Annotated in this window: 14 protein-coding genes; 3 read left to right on the top strand and 11 right to left on the bottom strand. The window is 66.6% G+C overall.

Going from position 1 to position 17,359, the window contains the following annotated elements:
• Positions 1-139 precede the first annotated feature (139 nt).
• From F7P10_RS11500 to eccD, 10 genes are all read right to left on the bottom strand, one after another.
• Entirely contained in the window at positions 140-730 is a 591-nt protein-coding gene (locus tag F7P10_RS11500) for a hypothetical protein (RefSeq protein ID WP_151009343.1), read from the bottom strand.
• Positions 727-1,416, bottom strand: a complete 690-nt coding sequence (locus F7P10_RS11505; protein WP_151009344.1) for a hypothetical protein — start codon at positions 1,414-1,416, stop codon at positions 727-729. The genes F7P10_RS11500 and F7P10_RS11505 overlap by 4 nt, the downstream gene beginning before the upstream one ends.
• Entirely contained in the window at positions 1,413-1,736 is a 324-nt protein-coding gene (locus tag F7P10_RS11510) for a hypothetical protein (RefSeq protein ID WP_151009345.1), read from the bottom strand. The genes F7P10_RS11505 and F7P10_RS11510 overlap by 4 nt, the downstream gene beginning before the upstream one ends.
• 381 nt (positions 1,737-2,117) lie before the next feature.
• Entirely contained in the window at positions 2,118-2,729 is a 612-nt protein-coding gene (locus F7P10_RS11515; RefSeq protein WP_151009346.1) for a hypothetical protein, read from the bottom strand.
• Positions 2,729-3,937: a S8 family serine peptidase gene (locus F7P10_RS11520; protein ID WP_151009347.1), complete on the bottom strand. Its 1,209-nt coding sequence runs from the start codon at positions 3,935-3,937 to the stop codon at positions 2,729-2,731. Before F7P10_RS11520 ends, F7P10_RS11515 begins: the two co-directional genes overlap by 1 nt.
• A gap of 1,526 nt (positions 3,938-5,463) precedes the next feature.
• Positions 5,464-5,883, bottom strand: coding sequence for a hypothetical protein (locus tag F7P10_RS11525; protein ID WP_151009348.1), 420 nt, complete (start codon positions 5,881-5,883; stop codon positions 5,464-5,466).
• Between the two features lie 73 nt (positions 5,884-5,956).
• Positions 5,957-6,250 carry a WXG100 family type VII secretion target gene (locus F7P10_RS11530; RefSeq protein ID WP_151009349.1) on the bottom strand — a complete coding sequence of 98 codons (294 nt, stop codon included), beginning with the start codon at positions 6,248-6,250 and terminating at the stop codon, positions 5,957-5,959.
• Between the two features lie 9 nt (positions 6,251-6,259).
• Entirely contained in the window at positions 6,260-6,571 is a 312-nt protein-coding gene (locus F7P10_RS11535; RefSeq protein WP_176611420.1) for a WXG100 family type VII secretion target, read from the bottom strand.
• 180 nt (positions 6,572-6,751) lie between these two features.
• A complete protein-coding gene (eccB, locus tag F7P10_RS11540; protein ID WP_151009351.1) occupies positions 6,752-8,152 on the bottom strand; it encodes a type VII secretion protein EccB in 1,401 nt (466 codons plus the stop codon).
• Positions 8,128-9,516: a type VII secretion integral membrane protein EccD gene (gene eccD, locus F7P10_RS11545; protein ID WP_151009352.1), complete on the bottom strand. Its 1,389-nt coding sequence runs from the start codon at positions 9,514-9,516 to the stop codon at positions 8,128-8,130. Before eccD ends, eccB begins: the two co-directional genes overlap by 25 nt.
• A gap of 140 nt (positions 9,517-9,656) precedes the next feature.
• Between eccD and eccCa the strand changes: the two genes are divergently transcribed.
• The gene (eccCa, locus tag F7P10_RS11550; protein WP_218040463.1) at positions 9,657-13,628 is read left to right on the top strand and encodes a type VII secretion protein EccCa; all 3,972 of its coding nucleotides are present in this window, start codon (positions 9,657-9,659) and stop codon (positions 13,626-13,628) included.
• Between the two features lie 3 nt (positions 13,629-13,631).
• On the opposite strand, the gene F7P10_RS11555 is transcribed toward eccCa, so the two are convergent.
• Positions 13,632-14,873 carry a S8 family serine peptidase gene (locus F7P10_RS11555; RefSeq protein WP_151009353.1) on the bottom strand — a complete coding sequence of 414 codons (1,242 nt, stop codon included), beginning with the start codon at positions 14,871-14,873 and terminating at the stop codon, positions 13,632-13,634.
• A gap of 226 nt (positions 14,874-15,099) precedes the next feature.
• Between F7P10_RS11555 and F7P10_RS11560 the strand changes: the two genes are divergently transcribed.
• Both F7P10_RS11560 and F7P10_RS44225 read left to right on the top strand, forming a co-directional pair.
• Positions 15,100-15,282 (top strand): hypothetical protein, encoded by a 183-nt coding sequence (locus tag F7P10_RS11560; RefSeq protein ID WP_151009354.1) that lies wholly within the window; start codon positions 15,100-15,102, stop codon positions 15,280-15,282.
• Between the two features lie 265 nt (positions 15,283-15,547).
• The gene (locus F7P10_RS44225) at positions 15,548-17,308 is read left to right on the top strand and encodes a serine/threonine protein kinase (RefSeq protein ID WP_254716751.1); all 1,761 of its coding nucleotides are present in this window, start codon (positions 15,548-15,550) and stop codon (positions 17,306-17,308) included.
• Positions 17,309-17,359 lie beyond the last annotated feature (51 nt).

Below are 17,359 nucleotides of genomic sequence, written 5' to 3' on the forward strand. Positions count from 1 at the left end.
GCCGTACCTGGTGGTGGAACTGATCTTCGACAAGCCAGGACCCTACGCCGGGTACGGCGTGTTCGTTTATCCAGGTCAGGCAGTCACAGCATCAGCCGTCCCGGTGGTCAACGCCCCACGGGAACAGCAGAAGAGCCATCTACTGGCCGGAAGCTTGGATACGACGCACCGCCTCCCTCGCTACCGCCAGTCCATCCAGTTCCAAATTTCCACTACCGTACTTCTTGGCCGAAGAGACACTTTTTGTATAAGTGATGACGAGAATTATGTTCTTATCTCTCACGAGAAAATGAAGAACCTCTCCTGGTTCTGGACTGCCCGCCCCAAGAGCATCGCCTTCAACGAAGGCGGCACTTCCAAGGGCCGAAATATCTCGACAACGAGAATCTTGGCAGAATGATTCACGACGCTCCAAAAAAAGAGCTTTTGCTTGCGCCACTCCTCCGTTTTCAGAAGCAAATATTCGTGTACCGATCGAAAGCCCGTTACTGCGGCTGTCGTATCGCCAATCACATTGAGATTGCGCATCTCCAGGTTGAACCTCAGGCGGGTCCGATGCCACTGGCGATGCATCGCTCCCAATATACTTCTTGATATTTTCAGGACTTATCAAGGTGCAGCTATCCGGCAAGGCGGAATACCCATCGAAAGTATCCTCACCCGCTCCCCAAAAAGAACATCCGGTGCATAGAGCAAGCACACATATCCCCACCCAAAGTCCTAGCCTCATCTAGGCTTCCACTCTCCGAGATCCAGCACACCTCGCGTCGGCCCGGGAACCGGGCTGACCGCCTTCACCTGGCCCATAAAATCTCCCAAGGCAACGGTGTATTTTGAGCTGATGTCGATCACAGACGCCATCAGATCGGTAATATTAGCTACAAACTCTTCCAGGAATTGGACGTAATGTTCCATAACGAGCCCCAGGGAGGCTCCTCCCGTGGCTCCTGCTCCAGCAATACCAACAATCCCTTTCCAATCAGTCACTGCACCTGCCAGATTAAGTAGATTCTGTGCACATTCCGATACGAATACGACAGCCTTCTTGTATGCCTCCATGATTCCCGAGTAAAGCTCGTTAACCGCTTTAGAAATTGCCTGGAATGCATTTACATTATCCGATATAATCGTCTTGCAGTCTCTAACATATGAAATGAAATTCTCGGCCGATCCGCCACTCCATCTCGTGACGGCTTGGCTATGTCCTCGGGAGACGGCGTTAAACGATGAACTCATATGCTGGATAGCAAGCTCCCAGGTTCTGATCGCACGTTGAACATGGCCTGGATTGCCAAGCATGTCCCGCACCAGGTCCAATGCCTCCTGCGCCGGCCTTTGCAGGGTAAGTTTCGCAAATTTTTCAATGACGTTGGCGTCATCTTCCGGAAATGGAACCGGCTGTTCAATAGTTGTCATTCGATCACCTTGCGAAGACTGTCAATTGTCTTACGGGCATCCTCTTCGGCGAGACCGTAGCAGGCCGCAACCGCATCTAGGGCAAGTTGCATCAGAATAATATTATTCATTCCATCATTGATGCTTCGCCAAACAGCATCAACACCACCGTTATATCGGGCGACAATATTTGCTTTCTTTCCGATGACACCGAGGTCATTTTCTGAAAGTTTTGCATTCGCCAATGTAGCCGTGATTTGCTGCCATTCTTGAGCGGCATCGAGTATGTATTTGCTTGCATCTTGAAGTGATTGGCGATGTACTCTGTATTCTTCGCTCATATTTGACCAGCCAATACTAAAAGCTTATCCCATTCTACAGTTTGCGATTCGAGCGTGTACTCTGTTCCAAACTCTCATGTGCACGTTCCTCGGCACTGTTGATGGTAGCAACCAAAGTCCTCACGAAGACGTCTACAGAACTTGTCCGAGCTCGATCTTCATTTAGGCGAATCGAGCGCAGGCGCGCGAACCGGTCAACCGAGATACAGCCGTATCCATTCCCTATCTCGTACTCGGATAGGGTTTCCTCCGCTTTGCGAGCCTCCGCCCTGACTCTTTGTGTTTCCAGCCTCAATGAGTCGACTAGATTGCTGATCGCACGAAGCTGATAATCGACTTCATCACTAAGGGACATGCGATTCTTCCTTCTATTAAGGTAGCCTATCTGTCTTGACTCTTGTTTTCTTGACTGTACAGGGCCTGCCATTGGGTAGCTGCGGTGGCGCGTGCCTGATTTATCGCCGAGAGAAGGGCCTTTTCGATCTCATGCACGCTCTCGGAGCGCCACATCTGCGCGGATATTTCGAGGTCAAGCAACTTTCCGTTGCCATCTACCAACGCTCGGGCGCCCCTAACTTTCGGACTCCAGTAGCGTTCACCTGCCGCCATGTTCGTGATTTTGCTGATCCGCGCTTGATGCAGCGACCGCTGGTGATGGGCGCCGACCCGCAGATTTTCCAGCTCCTCATAGGAAAAGCTAAGTGATTTCAGCTGATTATGCTGCTCCCTGTCTCCTCTCAGTGCAGGCTCCTTGGTTCCTGCACCTGCGCGACTTGAATCAGCCTCCGTTGCTATTCTAGCGATCTGCTGCCGGATTCTTTGGTGAAGTTCCAAAACTTCACTCACTGGGCCGTCGTCGCCTCTATCTACTTCTTGGAGCGACTTTTTCTTGGAATCTCGACGCTGCTGAATCTCTTTATCGCTATTAGGGGCTTGCGGGGTCTCGTGATTCAACAACCCTTTAAAATCGGCACTCTTTCTTCTGTAATTCATTACCTCAAGGATTTCCCAGTCGCTTTGCGTCGACGGCGGAAACGGGCTCCTAGGTAGAAAGCTGCACCGCTGATAGCAAGACCGACCAAGGTCGCCACGTATGGGAGAAACGAATTATCGCGTTGCTGTGAAGCCGCATCGGTTATCTGTGGCCCCGCGGAGGGACCTATCGTGACTCTCCCTTCGTTGTCACCGCCATCCTGGTGGAGGCGGTCAAACCGGTCGTAGACCGGGTTGGGCGCCTTGGAGGCTACATCACTGCTTAGAGCCAAGTATGGAATTATGGCTCCGTAGCCGGTTTTTCTGTCCCAGCCTGGGGGGCCGATGTCCTTGGCTGTGGCGAGTAGTCGCTGGACGACTTCGCGGGCGGACATCTCGGGATAGCGTGCGCGCATCAGGGCCACTACGCCGGAGGTTAGGGCTGTGGCCTGGCTTGTGCCGCTCGTCTTCCAGCTGAAGGTTCCGTCTTTGCCGATGGACCCCACATCGACCGCCGGGGCGGCGAGCATGACAGTGTCTCCCGGGGTCGATCTATCCCACAGCTCGAGGTCAGCGGTTACGCCTCCCACGGTCAGTACGCCGGGGCAGTTCGCCGGTGCGTTCACAGCGTTGTCCCGCCGTCCTTCGTTACCGGCCCCGGCCACCACCACGACATCGCGCTTGATCGCATAGGCAATTTCCTCTTGCATGCCTATGGGGCAATATGCCAGTGGCATCGCGAACGACATGTTGATCACCTTGGCGCCGTGGTCGACGGCGTACTTGATCTCCTTGTTCAGTTGGCCGGATCCACCGGACGGCCGAGCAACAGGAAGCACCTTGGCTCCGGGTGCAATTCCCACCATTCCGGTTCCAAGCCCCTGGCCAGCGATTAACGCTGCCATGGCGGTGCCGTGGCCGCCCAGCCTCGTATCCACGTCGCGCCTTCCGTCACGACTCTCGGTCGTACCGAACCCTGTGCCGGGGAGCACCGCCCCCTGAAGGTCAGGTAGCCGAGCTTCTACCCCTGTGTCGAGCAGCCCCACGGTGACGCCTTCACCGCGTGTCAACGGCCATACCTTCTGCTCGATCTCCCATGCGCTGAACCACCACTCTTCGTCCCGAGGCCGTGGCAACCCGAATGCGGGGGCATGCTCGTGGCCATCGTGATGAAAGTGCTGATCAGCATGGCGCATATGCGTTTTGCAGGCTTCATATGAGCCTGGCATTTATCGTTAGGGTCGCCTTACCGACTCGAGTCATCCTCCGTCGCCTATGACTCTTGGCGCAACTGACGAATCATCGCTCCATAGATCTTCGTCTTCGGTGAGGTGGACGTCGCGTTCCTGCTGCCCTTGCCTAGGCGCCGCACCGGTTCCCATCGGCATACCGGGGAAGTTCCCGCCTCGCCCCTGTCCGAGGGACGGCTCCATGTTGCTTCTTGCCGGAGCGGATATGGAGCCGTTGTCGAGTACTCCTCGCGCCGGTAGGCGTGCACCCTCCCCCCGAACCTGCCGACTCCGGGGCTGAACGCGGTCCCCTGGCCCGTCATCGGCCGGGCACCGAGCGTCGATCCTCCCGTGGGGAGCGTGCCCGGTCCCGGGAAAGGAGACGTGCCGAGCACACCGCCCGGCCGCAGCACGCCCGTACCGCTTGGAGTAGCCCCCGGGGTACGTCCGAGAGTTGCTCCCTCACTCTGAGGAGGGATCGACCGGCCTATCCCTGGTGTCCCCACACTGTGCCCCGTTGAAGGTGCGCTAGGAATCCTCGGGACTCCTCCACCGGCAGGAGGGTTGAAGATCGGCGTTTCGACCGGTGGGCGGGGCATGCTCCCCGGTCGCTGGCCCCCCGCCATTCCTTCAGTACCGCTCGGTGTACCGGTGCCGCCGGGAAGAACGCCACTGGCTCCGACTCCCGAGAGGTCCGAGGCGTTCCCGTACTGTCCTCCTCCGGGCCCGGTGGTCCCGATATCCCCAACGGGGCCGAGTGGAAGCCTGGGAGTTCCGGATGCCGACAGTTCGAGGCCCCTCGGTGTGAGGCTTCCGCCAGCGGGCGATGCGTCGGAGCCGGAAGTTGCTGCGCTGTACCCGCCCGCACCGGAGCCGAGGTATCCGCTGGTAGTCACCCCGCCAACACCCGTGCCGTTCCCATGCCCGCCGGCCTGCGTGCCTGTCTCACCTCCACCGAACCGGGCACCTATATCTCCCGTTCTTGGAAGGTCGAGAGTGATGTCGCCGGGGATCTGGGCGAAGGACGTGGCGAGGTCGGTGTTGGTTCTCGCCAGGTGCTGCTGAGCTGCCCGGTCGTCGGCGCGTTCGGCCGCCAGGGCCGTGATGGAGTCGCCGGTGGGGAGGACGCCGAGGGGGGTCGATGAGTTCGGCATCGTGTGACGCGACCTCTGAACGGCGGTGGAGCCGTTGTCCGTCGCGTCGGCGAACTTCTGGCTCGCGGCGGCGAGGACACCGGCCGCTTCAGTGAGCAAGCGCAAGTCGGCCACGCCCAACTCTTTTGCGCCCCCCTGCCACACTAGGTTCAGCTGCTTGACGTGCTGCGCCATTCGCGTCTCCGTCTGCTCAAATGCGTACTTCGCGTGGAGGTACGCACGGGCGAGCCTGCTTAGCGGGAGAGCGTTCGCGCCCTGCATGAAAGCGGCGATCTTGTCGTAATCGTACTGCTCGGGGTCACCTGCGCCGAGTTCGCCAGGTCTGATGTTCCGCTGGTACTTCTCGCCCACCTGATCTGCCTCCTCTCGGGCCTATTGCTCCTGCCAGGGTGTGACGCTCGATGGAGGTGACTGGGGGCTGTTTCGCTGAACGGCTTCCGAGGCCAGCTCCTCGGCCTTCCCGTAGGTTCGCGCAGCTTCCTCGATGCGTTCGATCGCATCCAAGTACCTGGCGCAGTACTGGTCGATGCCCGCCTTCATGTTCTGATGGGCGGTGTTGACCTTGGGGCCCAACTCCTGGGCGACGTCCCAGCCGCCGGGCGCGCCGCCCTCTACCTGGAGGGCCGTCAGGGAATACTGCAACTCCTCCAGGTCCTTGCGCATGGCTGCGGCGACCTGGAGGAGTTGCCTGCGACGGACCTCGACGTCGGGGGTGCCGGTGGAGCGGCCGGGTTCGGGCAGCCGCCAGGTGCTCGGATCGGTCGGGTCGAGTTGCGGACCTTGCGGGAGCACGCCGTTCAGGAGACCTGTGGGGTCCTCTGGGTGATCTGGTGGCGCCATCGTTCTGTCCCCCCGTGTGCAGTGGTCAGCCGGCCCACATGGCGGTGTTGGTGCGCTCGGCCCCGAGGTGGATGTCGTGGGAGTCGCCGATGGCGCGGCTCATGCCGTTGACGGCGGTGGCCATGCGCTGGGCGGCCTGCTTCCACTCGCGGGACTTCTGTTCGTAGGCGGCGCGGGCGTCGCCGTCCCACTCGGCCAGGTTGGCTCGGACCTGTGCGTCCAGGGAGTCGAGGGTGGCCTGGTAGCTCTTGAGAGCGTTCATGAAGTTCTGCTGGGCATTCTGCATGCCGCCGAAGTTGACGTAGGTGTAGTCGCTCATGACGCTCCCTCAGCCGTTGACGAGGCCCTTGAGGCCGTTGACGCGCGTGGTCTTCTCCTGCTCGGCGCTCTCGTACTTGACGCGGGTGTCCACGAGCTTTTCGTGAATGATGTTCAGGTCCTTCATGACCTTGCTGAACTCGGTCTCGAACATCGCGTAGACCTGCGTGAACGCGGCGGAGGACTCACCCTTCCAGGAACCTTGCAGTTCGCCGTGGTGGGAGTTCAGTTGCCCCTTGATCTGCCCGATTTGTCCGTGAGCGTCCTGGACCTTGCCGGCAGCCTGCTGCATGTGTTGCCGGTTGACCGATGACTGCGTCATCTCAGTTCCCCTCGTCCGTCGAATGCTGTGGCAGCACGACGTGCGGCTCGAGCCCCTGTTCGACCGCATGACGCCACCCCGTGACTGCAAGCAAGGATGATCGTAGAGAAGTTGGCGTTCTCGCGTCTATGACTTTGCGTGCGACTGCCGAGTGTGATCGAGGTGTTACCTGACCGCTCATCAGGGGCTTGTTGCTACTGGTGGGTTATTGGCCGGAATCGGCCTTCTGGCTGCGGTGGCCGTGAGGGTCGGGCCCTCTTCGAAGAGGGCGAGAAGGTTTGTGGGGACGGGGACCGCCTGGTTCGAGGTGTAGCCGAGCTTGCTGATGTCGTCCGGGGTCGCGATCGGGTAGCGCGTGCCCTGGTCGGTGATGAGGGCGAAGGATTCGGGTGACTGGTCAGGGCCCGGGAGGGTGCCCGCGAAGGTGGCGCCGCCCGGGATGACGACTTGGTCTAGGCCCGCAGGGGTCGGTGTGGTGGTCGGGAGCGTGCCACCGATGGTGAAACCGGCGCTGGTGGAGAGCTTGTCCGTGTCGCGGTAAACGGTGCAGAGCGGCTGGCTGGGGTCGTAGCTCGTGATGCGGGGTGGCGACTCGGGCAGTTCGCGGCTGTAGAGGTTCGTCCTGGACGGGCTGGACGCGGCGGCAGCCGGGGTGATGTCCCGGGGTGGGGCCGCAGCGGGGACGTCCATGAGGAGACGTGCTTGGGTGGCGGAGATGTTCGACAGGCCGTCGGGAAGCTGGACGTACCAGCGCTCGGGGGTGCCCGCGATGGCCTGTACGTGGAAGACCTGGCCCGTGGGAGTCGGTGCCCCGTTGGGGCCAGGGACGTTCCCGCCGCGCCCCGGGACGGTCGGTGCCGCGAAGTCGGGGCCTTGGGGAAGCCCGTTCAGCCAATGCGGGTCCACCGGGACGGGCTGTTGGGGGCTGAGAACCCGTGCTGCTCTCGGGGAGATCTCCATCCTGGTGCTGTGCCAGATGAGCCAGGATTGGGAGTCGGCGCTCACCAACAGGCCTTGGTTCTCGGCGAGGGCTGTGCCTCCCACGTCCCGGCCGCCTACCAAGGAGACGGTGGTGTCCGTTCCGGTACGGCGGACGCACAGGGACCATGGGGCTTTCCCGAGGTCCTTCGGGGTGGGGAGGGATTCGGGGGCGCCCGGTATGCCGGTCAAGGGGCCCCGAGCGTACTTTGCCAGGGACTTCGCGGAGACGAGCTTGCGTTCGATGTCGGACGTGGCCATGGCGAGGCGGGCCGAGGCGTAGTTGACGAACGGGACGAGCTTGCGGGTCTCGGCGCTGTACGCGTAGGTGGCGCCGGTCTCCTTCTCGATGACGACGACGCCCGAACGTTCGAGGTTACGGGCTCCGCCCTTGAAGATGAGGCCCGCGATGCCGAAGCCGGCCGCGATCAAGACGACGATCATGACGCCGATGAGAGTGCCGACGCCCGTGCGTCGGAGCGGGGATTCGGCGGCGCTGGGGCTGCCCTGCAGGAGGGCCAGCGCGATGCGCTGGGTCGTCAGGCGGTGGGCCTGGTAGAGGTCCTTGCGGGTCTGCATCAGCCCGCCAGCCCGCGCAGCCACGTGTACAGGTTCAGCAGGCCCATGGCGAGCGGGAGCAGGCTGACGATGAGCATGATGTCGGCGATGTCGCCCGCGCGTCCCCAGAAGGGGGACGGCTTGCGGACGGGCAGGCGGAGCGCCATCACGATCATCGTTGTCGCGATGAGGGTGGCGGGAATGAGTACCGCGAGCAGGGCCATGGCGGGGGATGCGGGCGCCTGACCGAATGCGAGAACGGCGAGGCCGGTCAGTCCGGAGCCGATCATCCAGAGGCGCTGGGACCGGCCGTGGAAGACACGGGCGCGAAGGAGGAGCACCAGGGAAAGGCAGAGCGCCATGGTGAACGGGAGCCAGCCGTCCGCGGTGAGCAGGGTGAGGTGGGCGCCCAGGCCGGTCAGGGCGACGGCGGCCACGAGTCCGGTGGCGAAACGGTCCGCTTCCTGCGTGCGATGGAGCAGGGTCGGGCCATCGAACGTCTGGGCGCTGCGAAGTTCTTCGGCGTTCTCCGGGACTGGTGGCAGTGGCAGGCGTGCCAGCCGGAACGCGAGGGACGGGATGAGCGCGGTAAGCGCGAGGCAGAGGGACGCGGTGAACGCGGCCGTCCCGGCCGGCGGCACGCCGAAGCCGTCGGTCACCGCGGTGGCGGTCAGGCCGAGGAGCCCGGTGACGGCGATGCCGAGGAAGGTCGGCAGGCCCTCCAGGATGGTGAACGCGGCGATGGCGGCGGCCAGGGTCACCGCTCCTGAGGCGGCCGCGAGGTGCGGCGCCCCGAGATCATGCAGCTCGACGGGACGGGCGGGGGCGAGGAGGCCGCCGAGGAAGGCGTACGGGAGGGCGCTGTAGCCGAGGACGGCCCCGGCGCCGGCGTCGCCGAGCGCGCGGGACAGGGCAACCCCCGCGAGCAGGAGGAATACGGCCATGCCGCCGGACGCCGCCGCCAGGAGGTGCCAGGGCGGGCCGGCGAGGGCGACGGCCACCGCACCGGCGAGGAGGGTCGCGGCGGCGGCGAGCAGGCCGCAGCGGCGGGTCGTTTCCGGACGCCAGCGGTCAGGACGGTCGTTGACGCCGGTCGCGACGACGTCCGCGACGTCGTCGAAGACGACCTCCGGGAGCTGGGCGAGTTCGGGCCGGAAGAAGAGGATCTCGCCGTCACGGATGCCGAGGCCGGTGAGCGACTGCGACTCGTCGAGGGGCGGCTCGTCCAGGCGTTGCAGGATCCAGCCCGAGTGGACGAGCCCGGCATCGGCGAGGTCGGGGCCCGCGACCTGCAGCAATGTGGGGAGCATGTGGGAAAGGGGAATGCCCGCCGGGAGGGAGAGGTCCACTCGGCGATGAGGCGCCACAATGATCACGCGGCATAGGTCGGCCCCCGTCGTTACGTTCATCTGCCTCCGTCCGTCGACCGCACATTCCCTACCAGTCGGACCGTCTTTCCGCCACCTGGGTGATCTCGTTACTCGAACGCGACTCCCACTAGGATGACGCGGCATTGACTTCCGGTCATGACTGTGGAAGGGATCCGTCGGTGGGCATCGTTCACGTGCGGCGTCCGGAAAGGCGGCCGCCTCCGCGGCTGCCGGAGGGCGAGATCATGCTGGAGTCGCCGCCGGAGATTCCGGAGACCGTCAACCCGGGATTCGCCAATGCCCTGATGTATCTCCCGATGGCGGCGAGCGGAGCCGCCATGGGGCTGATGTTCATCGGCGGAAGCGGAGGCGGGAACCCGATCATGTGGGTCGCGTCCGGCCTCTTCATGCTGTCCATGGTGGGGATGGCGTTCGGGCAGTTCGGGCAGGGGGCAGGCGAGCGTAAGCAGCGATTGAACGGGGCTCGCCGTGATTACTACCGGTATCTGGACCAGGTTCGAGGCCGCGTGCGGAAGGCAGCCGAGGAACAGCGCGAGGCGCTGGAATGGAGCGGCCCGAACCCCCGGACGCTCTGGTCGCTGGCGATGAGCCGCCGGTTGTGGGAGCGCCGTCCGGCGGACGAGGACTTCGGGCAGGTGCGGATCGGACGGGGGCGGCAGCGGCTCGCGCTGGAACTTCTCACGCCCGAGACGCGCCCGATCGAGGATCTCGAGCCGATGTGCGCGGGTGCCCTGCGACGGTTCTTGCGCGCGCACTCGACCGTCCCCGATCTACCGGTGGCGGTGTCGCTGCCGGCGTTCGCGCGGATCGTCGTGACCGGCGCCCCGGAGGCGGGACGGGCCTTGGTACGGGCGATGGTGGCGCAGCTCGTCACGTTCCATTCGCCGGATGACGTGCGGCTGGCGGTGTGCGCCTCGACGGACCGGATGGCGCACTGGCAGTGGGCCAAGTGGTTGCCGCACTGCCTGCATCCGGACGCACGCGACGCGGTGGGCCAGGTGCGGCTGGCAGGGCCGGTGCTGGCGGAGCTCGAGGGGTTGCTCGACGTGGAGAACCGCCCGCGGTTCTCCACTGGTGTCGACCACCAGGATCTCCCGCTGCACGTGATCGTCATCGACGGCGGGACGGTCGACGACGCGCAGGTGGCCTCGGACGGCATCAAGGGCGTGTGCGTCATCGACCTGGACGGTTCGGTGGCGCCGACACCGGACGCCACAATGCTGCGGCTGCACGTGACGGACGAGGGCATGGAGCTGCTCGAGCGGGATCACACCGGGAAGGACCTTTCGAGTCCACTCGGCACGCCCGACCGGTTGACGTCCGTCCAGGCGGAAGGGCTCGCGTTGCGGCTCTCGCCGCTGCGTGCGGGTACGGCGGACGAGCCGGAACAGAACGCGCTGGCGGTGGATCTCACTCTCACGTCACTGCTCAACTTGCCCGGTCCTCATGGCATCGACCCGCGTTCCACGTGGCAGCCCAAGGCCCCGCGCAACCGGCTCAGGGTCCCGATCGGCGTCGACTCGGACGGACGTCCGGTGGAGCTGGACATCAAGGAATCGGCCCAGGGCGGCATGGGCCCGCACGGACTGCTCATCGGCGCGACCGGGTCCGGCAAGTCGGAGTTGCTGCGCACGCTCGTCCTCGCGCTGGCGGTCACTCATTCCTCGGAGACTCTCAACTTCGTGCTGGTCGACTTCAAGGGCGGCGCGACCTTCCTCGGTTTGGAACGACTGCGGCACGTGTCGGCGGTCATCACCAACCTGGAGGAAGAGCTGCCGCTGGTGGACCGGATGTACGACGCCCTGCACGGCGAGATGGTGCGCCGCCAGGAGTTGCTCCGCTCGGCGGGGAACTACTCGTCCCTACGGGACTACGAACGCGCGCGGGAGCAGGGCACCGACTTGCGGCCTCTTCCCACGCTGTTCGTGGTGCTCGACGAGTTCTCCGAGTTGCTCGCCGCCAAGCCGGAGTTCGCCGAGCTGTTCGTGATGATCGGACGGCTCGGCCGCTCGCTGGGCGTGCATCTGCTGCTGGCCTCCCAGCGCCTCGAAGAGGGGAAGCTGCGGGGCCTCGACTCGCATCTGTCGTACAGGATCGGGCTTCGAACGTTCTCCGCGATGGAGTCGCGGACCGTCCTCGGTGTTCCGGATGCCTACGAGCTGCCCTCCCAGCCGGGGAACGGCTTTCTCAAGGTCGATGTCAGTGACATGGTGCGGTTCAAGGCGGCTTATGTGTCCGGGCCGGTCGCCGAGGAGACACGAGGTGGAGGGGCCGAGGAGGGACGTAGCACCCCGCGGCGGATCTTCCCCTACACGACCGCGTTCGTCCCACCAGAGGATCCGGACGAAGGGGCTTCCGCGGAGCCGGTCGAGGAACCGGAGTCGGGGGAGTCGCTGTTCTCCGCCGTCATCGACCGGCTCGCGGAGCACGGTCCGTCCGCGCACCGGATCTGGCTTCCGCCGCTGGACGTCCCGCCGACCATGGACCAGTTGCTGCCCACGCTCTCAACGGTCCCCGGCCAGGGCCTGACGACGGCGGACTGGGACGGCCGCGGGCGTCTCGCGGCCGTCGTCGGGGTCGTCGACCGGCCGTTCGAACAGCGCCGTGACCCGTTCTGGGTGGACCTGGCAGCCGCTGCCGGGCATGTCGGGATCGCCGGGGCCCCGCAGACGGGCAAGTCGACGCTGCTGCGCTCGCTGATCGTGTCGCTGGCGCTGCTCCACTCCCCTGAAGAGGTGCAGTTCTACTGCCTGGACTTCGGCGGCGGGACACTGGGCGGGCTCGCCGGCCTGCCTCATGTGGGGGGTGTCGCGGGACGGCTCGACGCCGACCGGGTTCGACGGACCGTCGCGGAGGTGTCCGCGCTGCTGGAGCGGCGCGAGCGGGACTTCGGCGAGCACGGCGTCGACTCCATCGCGGCGTACCGGCGGCTACGGGCGAGGGGCGACATCCCCGGCGACGGCTTCGGGGACGTGTTCCTCGTGGTCGACGGCTGGATGACGCTCCGCCAGGAGTACGAGCGGCTCGAGGACGTCATCACCGACCTGGCGGCACGCGGGCTGGGGTTCGGCGTGCACGTGGTGGCGACGGCCGGAAAGTGGTCCGAGTTCCGCATGGCGATCCGGGACACGTTCGGTACACGCCTGGAGCTGCGCCTCGGGGACACCTACGAATCGGAGATCGACCGGCGCCTGGCGGCACACGTCCCCGAGGGCCGGCCGGGCCGCGGACTGACCCGCGACGGCAAGCATTTCCTGTCCGCACTGCCCCGCGTGGACGGGCAGGGCGCGGCGGACGACCTCGGTGACGGCGTCGCGAAGCTCGTGGAAGCCGTCGGCGGGGCATGGGAGGGACCACGGGCTCCAGGGGTGCGACTCCTACCGGACCGGTTGCCCTGGGCCCGGCTCGCGGACGTTTCCCCGGCGAAGTGGCGGATCCCGATCGGCATCGACGAGGACGCGTTGGCGCCGGTGCGGCTCGACTTCACCTCGGATCCGCACTTCGTGGTCGTCGGGGACGGCGAGTGCGGCAAGTCGAACCTGCTCCGCCTGATCGCCGAGCGCGTCGTGGCCGGGCATGCTCCCGAAGAGGCGAGGCTGATCTTCGTCGACTACCGGCGGTCGCTCCTGGACACGGCCGACACCGCGCATCGCGTCGGATACGCGGCGTCGTCCGCCGCTGCGGCGGAGCTGGTGATGGACCTGGTCGACGCGCTCAACGACCGGCTGCCGCCGCCTGACCTCACGCCGGAACAGTTGAGGGAGCGAACCTGGTGGAAGGGCTCGGACATCTTCCTGCTCGTGGACGACTACGACCTCGTCGCCACGGCTGCGGGCAACCCCCTGCTGCCCTTGCTGGATCTCCTGCCGCAGGCGCGGGACATCGGCCTCCACCTCGTTCTGTCCCGAAGCATGGGCGGCATGGGGCGGGCCCTTTACGACCCGATGGTCCAGCAGCTGAAGGACCTGGCCGCACCTGCTCTGATCATGTCGGGCAGCAAGGAGGAGGGAGCGTTGTTCGGGGAGGTGCGGGCCACGCCGTTGCCGCCCGGACGGGGCACGCTCGTCGATCGGCGAGCCGGAACCCGGCTGATCCAGACCGCCCAGCTGGGGACCGGAGCGGAAGGGTGAGCGTCAACCGAGCGTCCCTGTGACAATCGGCTCGTCCTCGTCCCGCCGTGTGGCGAGATCCGCCTTCCCGGGCCTCCAGCCGCGTCGGCGCCCCAAGGGGATCACGACTCCGCCCAGCACGGTCAGCGCCGCGAGCGCGGCCGTGCCCGCGGCCACGCCGATGGCGATGTTCCGTGTCCGCTTGTCGGTAGGTGCGGGCTCGGCGAATTCGGCACCCGGGGGGCCGCCGCGCAGGGTCACCGCCTCATCCGGCAGGACGGCGGTGACCGCCTGAACCGGGTTGACCATCCCGCGCCCCGTTCCGGCGCCGGCGTTTCCGTCCGCCGTCTCGAGGATCCGGCGGACCACCTGGTCCTGGCGGAGTTCGGGATGGCGCGCACGGACGAGCGCCGCCACACCGGAGACGTAGGCCGCCGCGTAGCTCGTCCCCTGCGCCTGCGGGTTGTAGCCGCCGCCCGGCCACGGAATCACGATGTCCTTGCCAGGCGCGGCGACGTCCACGCGAGTCCGCAGACCGGACGACTGAACGCGCCGTCCGTCCTCGCCGAGTGACGCGACCGAGATGACGCCCGCGTGAGCCGCCGGATACGCGGGAGTCGCCTCGCGCGTCGTGTCACCTGCGTTACCCGCCGCCGCGACGACGACGGCGTCACGCCGCTGCGCGTACTGGACGGCCTCGCGCATTTCCGGTGAGTCGCCCGCCGCGATGGAGACGTTGATGACGTCGGCGCCCGAGTCCACTGCTTTGCGGATCGCGCCGGGCAGACGATCGCCGCCTGTCTCGTCGTGCTCGGTGTTCTGCTGCTTGACGATGACGAGTTCGGCGTCCGGCGCGACGCCGCTGACCGGCGTGCCCGCCGCGCGGAGGTCGCGTCCGGCGATGAGCGCCGCGACACCCGTGCCGTGCCCCGCGCAGTCCCGTTTCTCGGTGCCGGTGAGGTCGGTGAACGCGGCGATGCGCCCGGCCAGCATCGGGTGGGCGGTGTCCGCGCCGCTGTCGATGACGGCGACGGTCACGCCGCCACCTCGGGTGAGCGGCCAGACACGCCGAAACGTGAGCCGCTGCTGCGCCCACGGTTCCGGAATCGTGCCCTGGAAGCCCTGCGGAAGGTTGCACGAGGCGTTCCCGTCTGCGCGGGACGGCGCCGGAGCCGGAGCCGCCGCGGCGGCGGCGGCGTCGAAGGGCGTCACCGGCCAGATCGTCGCCACCAGCGCGGCCACCGTGACGAGCCTGATCCCGCGCATCGTCCTCCCCGCTCTCCGTCGGGGACGACTGTAGGGGATCTTCAACGCCCCTCACCGGCAGGCCGGATTGGTGGCGGGAAGTGGTCAGCCGATCCCCCTCGGCCTGCGGGGACGCAAGAGGGGAGGCGGACTCCGGAATAGCCGGGAAGTTCTTGCAGTTAGAACTAATGTCACAACGCCCGTAAATCGGGTATCAGCCCCTATATCCGACACCAGGAGGTCTTCCGTGCCCAGCAGCATCCCCAGGCACCGGCCCAGTGCCGAGAGCCGTGAGGTCAAGACCACGTCGCTGCGCGCCCTCGCGGTCGCCGCGCGCCTCGAACGACACCACGCCCCGGAGGGTCCACCGGGCGGTGCGCCCGGCCGGGCGGAGTCCCGCCCCGCGCGGCGGACGCCCGACCCGGCCTGAGCAGGCGAAGGCCCCCGCCCACCCGCGGGGGCCTTCGCGCCCTCGCGCCCGCCGGTCCGGTGCGGGTGCTCGATCATCCGCTTCCGGGGCGGCGTACCATCATCTGCTCGTAGTCTTTCCGACATGACCGGAACGACGGGGGAGCGAGTGGCGTGACGGACAGGACGATGCCGGACGCGCATCCGCTGCGGTCGGGGATCCGCAGCGGCTGGGCGGTTACGAGGTTCTCGGTCGGCTCGGCGAGGGCGGCCAGGGCGCCGTCTTCCTGGGGCGTCCGGAGGGCGCGACCGGCACCACCGACCACGTGGCCATCAAGCTGCTGCACGGCGGCCTCGCGGGTGACGACTCGGCGCGTGCGCGTTTCGTCCGGGAGCTGGAGGTCGCGAAAAGGGTCGCCCGATTCTGCACCGCGCAGGTTCTGGACGCCGACGTGCTGGTCGACCAGCCGTACATCATCAGCGAGTACGTCCCGGGACAGTCCCTGTACCGGGTCGTGCGCGAGGAGGGGCCGCGGCGCGGGGGCGCGCTGGAGCGGCTCGCCATCAGCACGCTGACCGCGCTCACCGCGATCCACCAGGCCGGGATCATCCACCGCGACTTCAAGCCGCACAACGTGATGATGGGACCGGACGGTCCGCGCGTCATCGACTTCGGGGTGGCGCGCGCGCTGGGTGCGGCGGGCGAGACGCAGAACGTCGGGACGCCCGCCTACATGGCTCCGGAGAACTTCACCGGCGCCGCGATCGGCCCGCCCCTCGACATGTTCGCCTGGGGCACGACGATGGTGTTCGCCGCGACCGGACGTCCCGCGTTCGGCAACGACGAGCTGGCCACGGTCATGCACCGGATCCTGACCGGCGAACCGGACCTCGGCGACCTGCCGAGCCCGATCCGCGAGCTGGTCGTGGCGTGCCTCGACAAGGACCCGGCGCGGCGGCCCACCGCGCGGGCGGCGCAGGAGCGGCTCGTCGGCGCGGCCAGCGGCGCGGCGCCGGACGCGATGCCGCCGCCGCTGCCCGCCTTCCCCGGCCCGCAGTCGTCCGGCCCGCAGGCCGTGCCCCCGAACGCCGGTCCGCGGGCCTCCGGGCCGCATCCCACGAATCCGCACCCCACGACGCCGTCTCCCGGGAGCCCGCACGCCGCCGGGGCGTACCCTCCGGGCGTCCGGGCACCCGGTCCGTACGCCGCGCACATGCCGGGACCGCCGGGCGACCACGCCACCGACCCCAGGCACGCCGGGACGGCGCCGCAGCCGGATCCGTTCGGGGGCGGGACGCCGCAGCCCGGTCACGGGTACCCGCACGGCGGTCCGGGCCTGCCGCCGCCGCAGGGTGCGGACGGGCGGCGCCGCGGCCGGCTGGTGCTCCCGATCGCCGCGGCGGTCGCGGTGGCCCTGGTCGTGGGCGCGGGCGGCGCGTGGGCGGCGATGCGCTCGGGCGACGACGGCGGCGGCGAGCCGGCGACCGCGGCCGGCGAGGGGCCTCCGGCCCAGGACGGGACGGCCGGACGCGCCGAGCCGACCAAGAAGGCGGAGGACGACGAGTCGGCGAAGCCCACACCGTCGAAGAGCCGGAGCGCGACGCCGACGCAGGGCACGAGAACGGAGAAACCCGGTGGCGGCGGGGGCACGCAGCCGACCCCGGACGAGAGCACCGGCACCGGCGGCGGTGGGAGCGGCGGTGGGGGCGGCGGCTCCGATCCCCAGCCGGAACCGGCCAACAAGTACACGCCGCAGCAGGCGTGCGGGGGCGGTTACTCGGTCCTGCGCTCCATGTCGGTTTCCGGAGGCACCGCCTACCTGCTCTACTCCGGCTCGACGCAGAAGAACTGCGCGGTGACGATGAAGACGCGGAACGTGGGGACGAACTCGTCCGTCTCGACGTTTGTCCAGGCCCAGGGCGGGGGCAAGGTCTCGGACGGCGGGTCGTTCGCGTGGTACGCCGGTCCGGTGTACGTGCACGCGCCGGGAGTGTGCGTCCGGTTCGGCGGCAACGGGAGCACCTCGTCGTACGGCAACTGCGGCTGAGTACAGGGGCCGAGTACGAGTAAAGGCCGCCTGCAGGGGCGGCCTTTGCCA

It is taken from the genome of Actinomadura sp. WMMB 499 (genome assembly GCF_008824145.1).
Classification (GTDB): Bacteria; Actinomycetota; Actinomycetes; order Streptosporangiales; family Streptosporangiaceae; genus Spirillospora.

Bases quoted from the DNA above. Each gene is read 5' to 3' on its own strand.
- F7P10_RS11505 (WP_151009344.1), bottom strand. From the start codon at position 1,416: ATGACAACTATTGAACAGCCGGTTCCATTTCCGGAAGATGACGCCAAC.
- F7P10_RS11520 (WP_151009347.1), bottom strand. From the start codon at position 3,937: ATGCCAGGCTCATATGAAGCCTGCAAAACGCATATGCGCCATGCTGAT.
- eccD (WP_151009352.1), bottom strand. From the start codon at position 9,516: ATGAACGTAACGACGGGGGCCGACCTATGCCGCGTGATCATTGTGGCG.
- F7P10_RS11555 (WP_151009353.1), bottom strand. From the start codon at position 14,873: ATGCGCGGGATCAGGCTCGTCACGGTGGCCGCGCTGGTGGCGACGATC.
- F7P10_RS11500 (WP_151009343.1), bottom strand. From the start codon at position 730: ATGAGGCTAGGACTTTGGGTGGGGATATGTGTGCTTGCTCTATGCACC.
- F7P10_RS11510 (WP_151009345.1), bottom strand. From the start codon at position 1,736: ATGAGCGAAGAATACAGAGTACATCGCCAATCACTTCAAGATGCAAGC.
- F7P10_RS11535 (WP_176611420.1), bottom strand. From the start codon at position 6,571: ATGACGCAGTCATCGGTCAACCGGCAACACATGCAGCAGGCTGCCGGC.
- F7P10_RS11530 (WP_151009349.1), bottom strand. From the start codon at position 6,250: ATGAGCGACTACACCTACGTCAACTTCGGCGGCATGCAGAATGCCCAG.
- F7P10_RS11515 (WP_151009346.1), bottom strand. From the start codon at position 2,729: ATGAATTACAGAAGAAAGAGTGCCGATTTTAAAGGGTTGTTGAATCAC.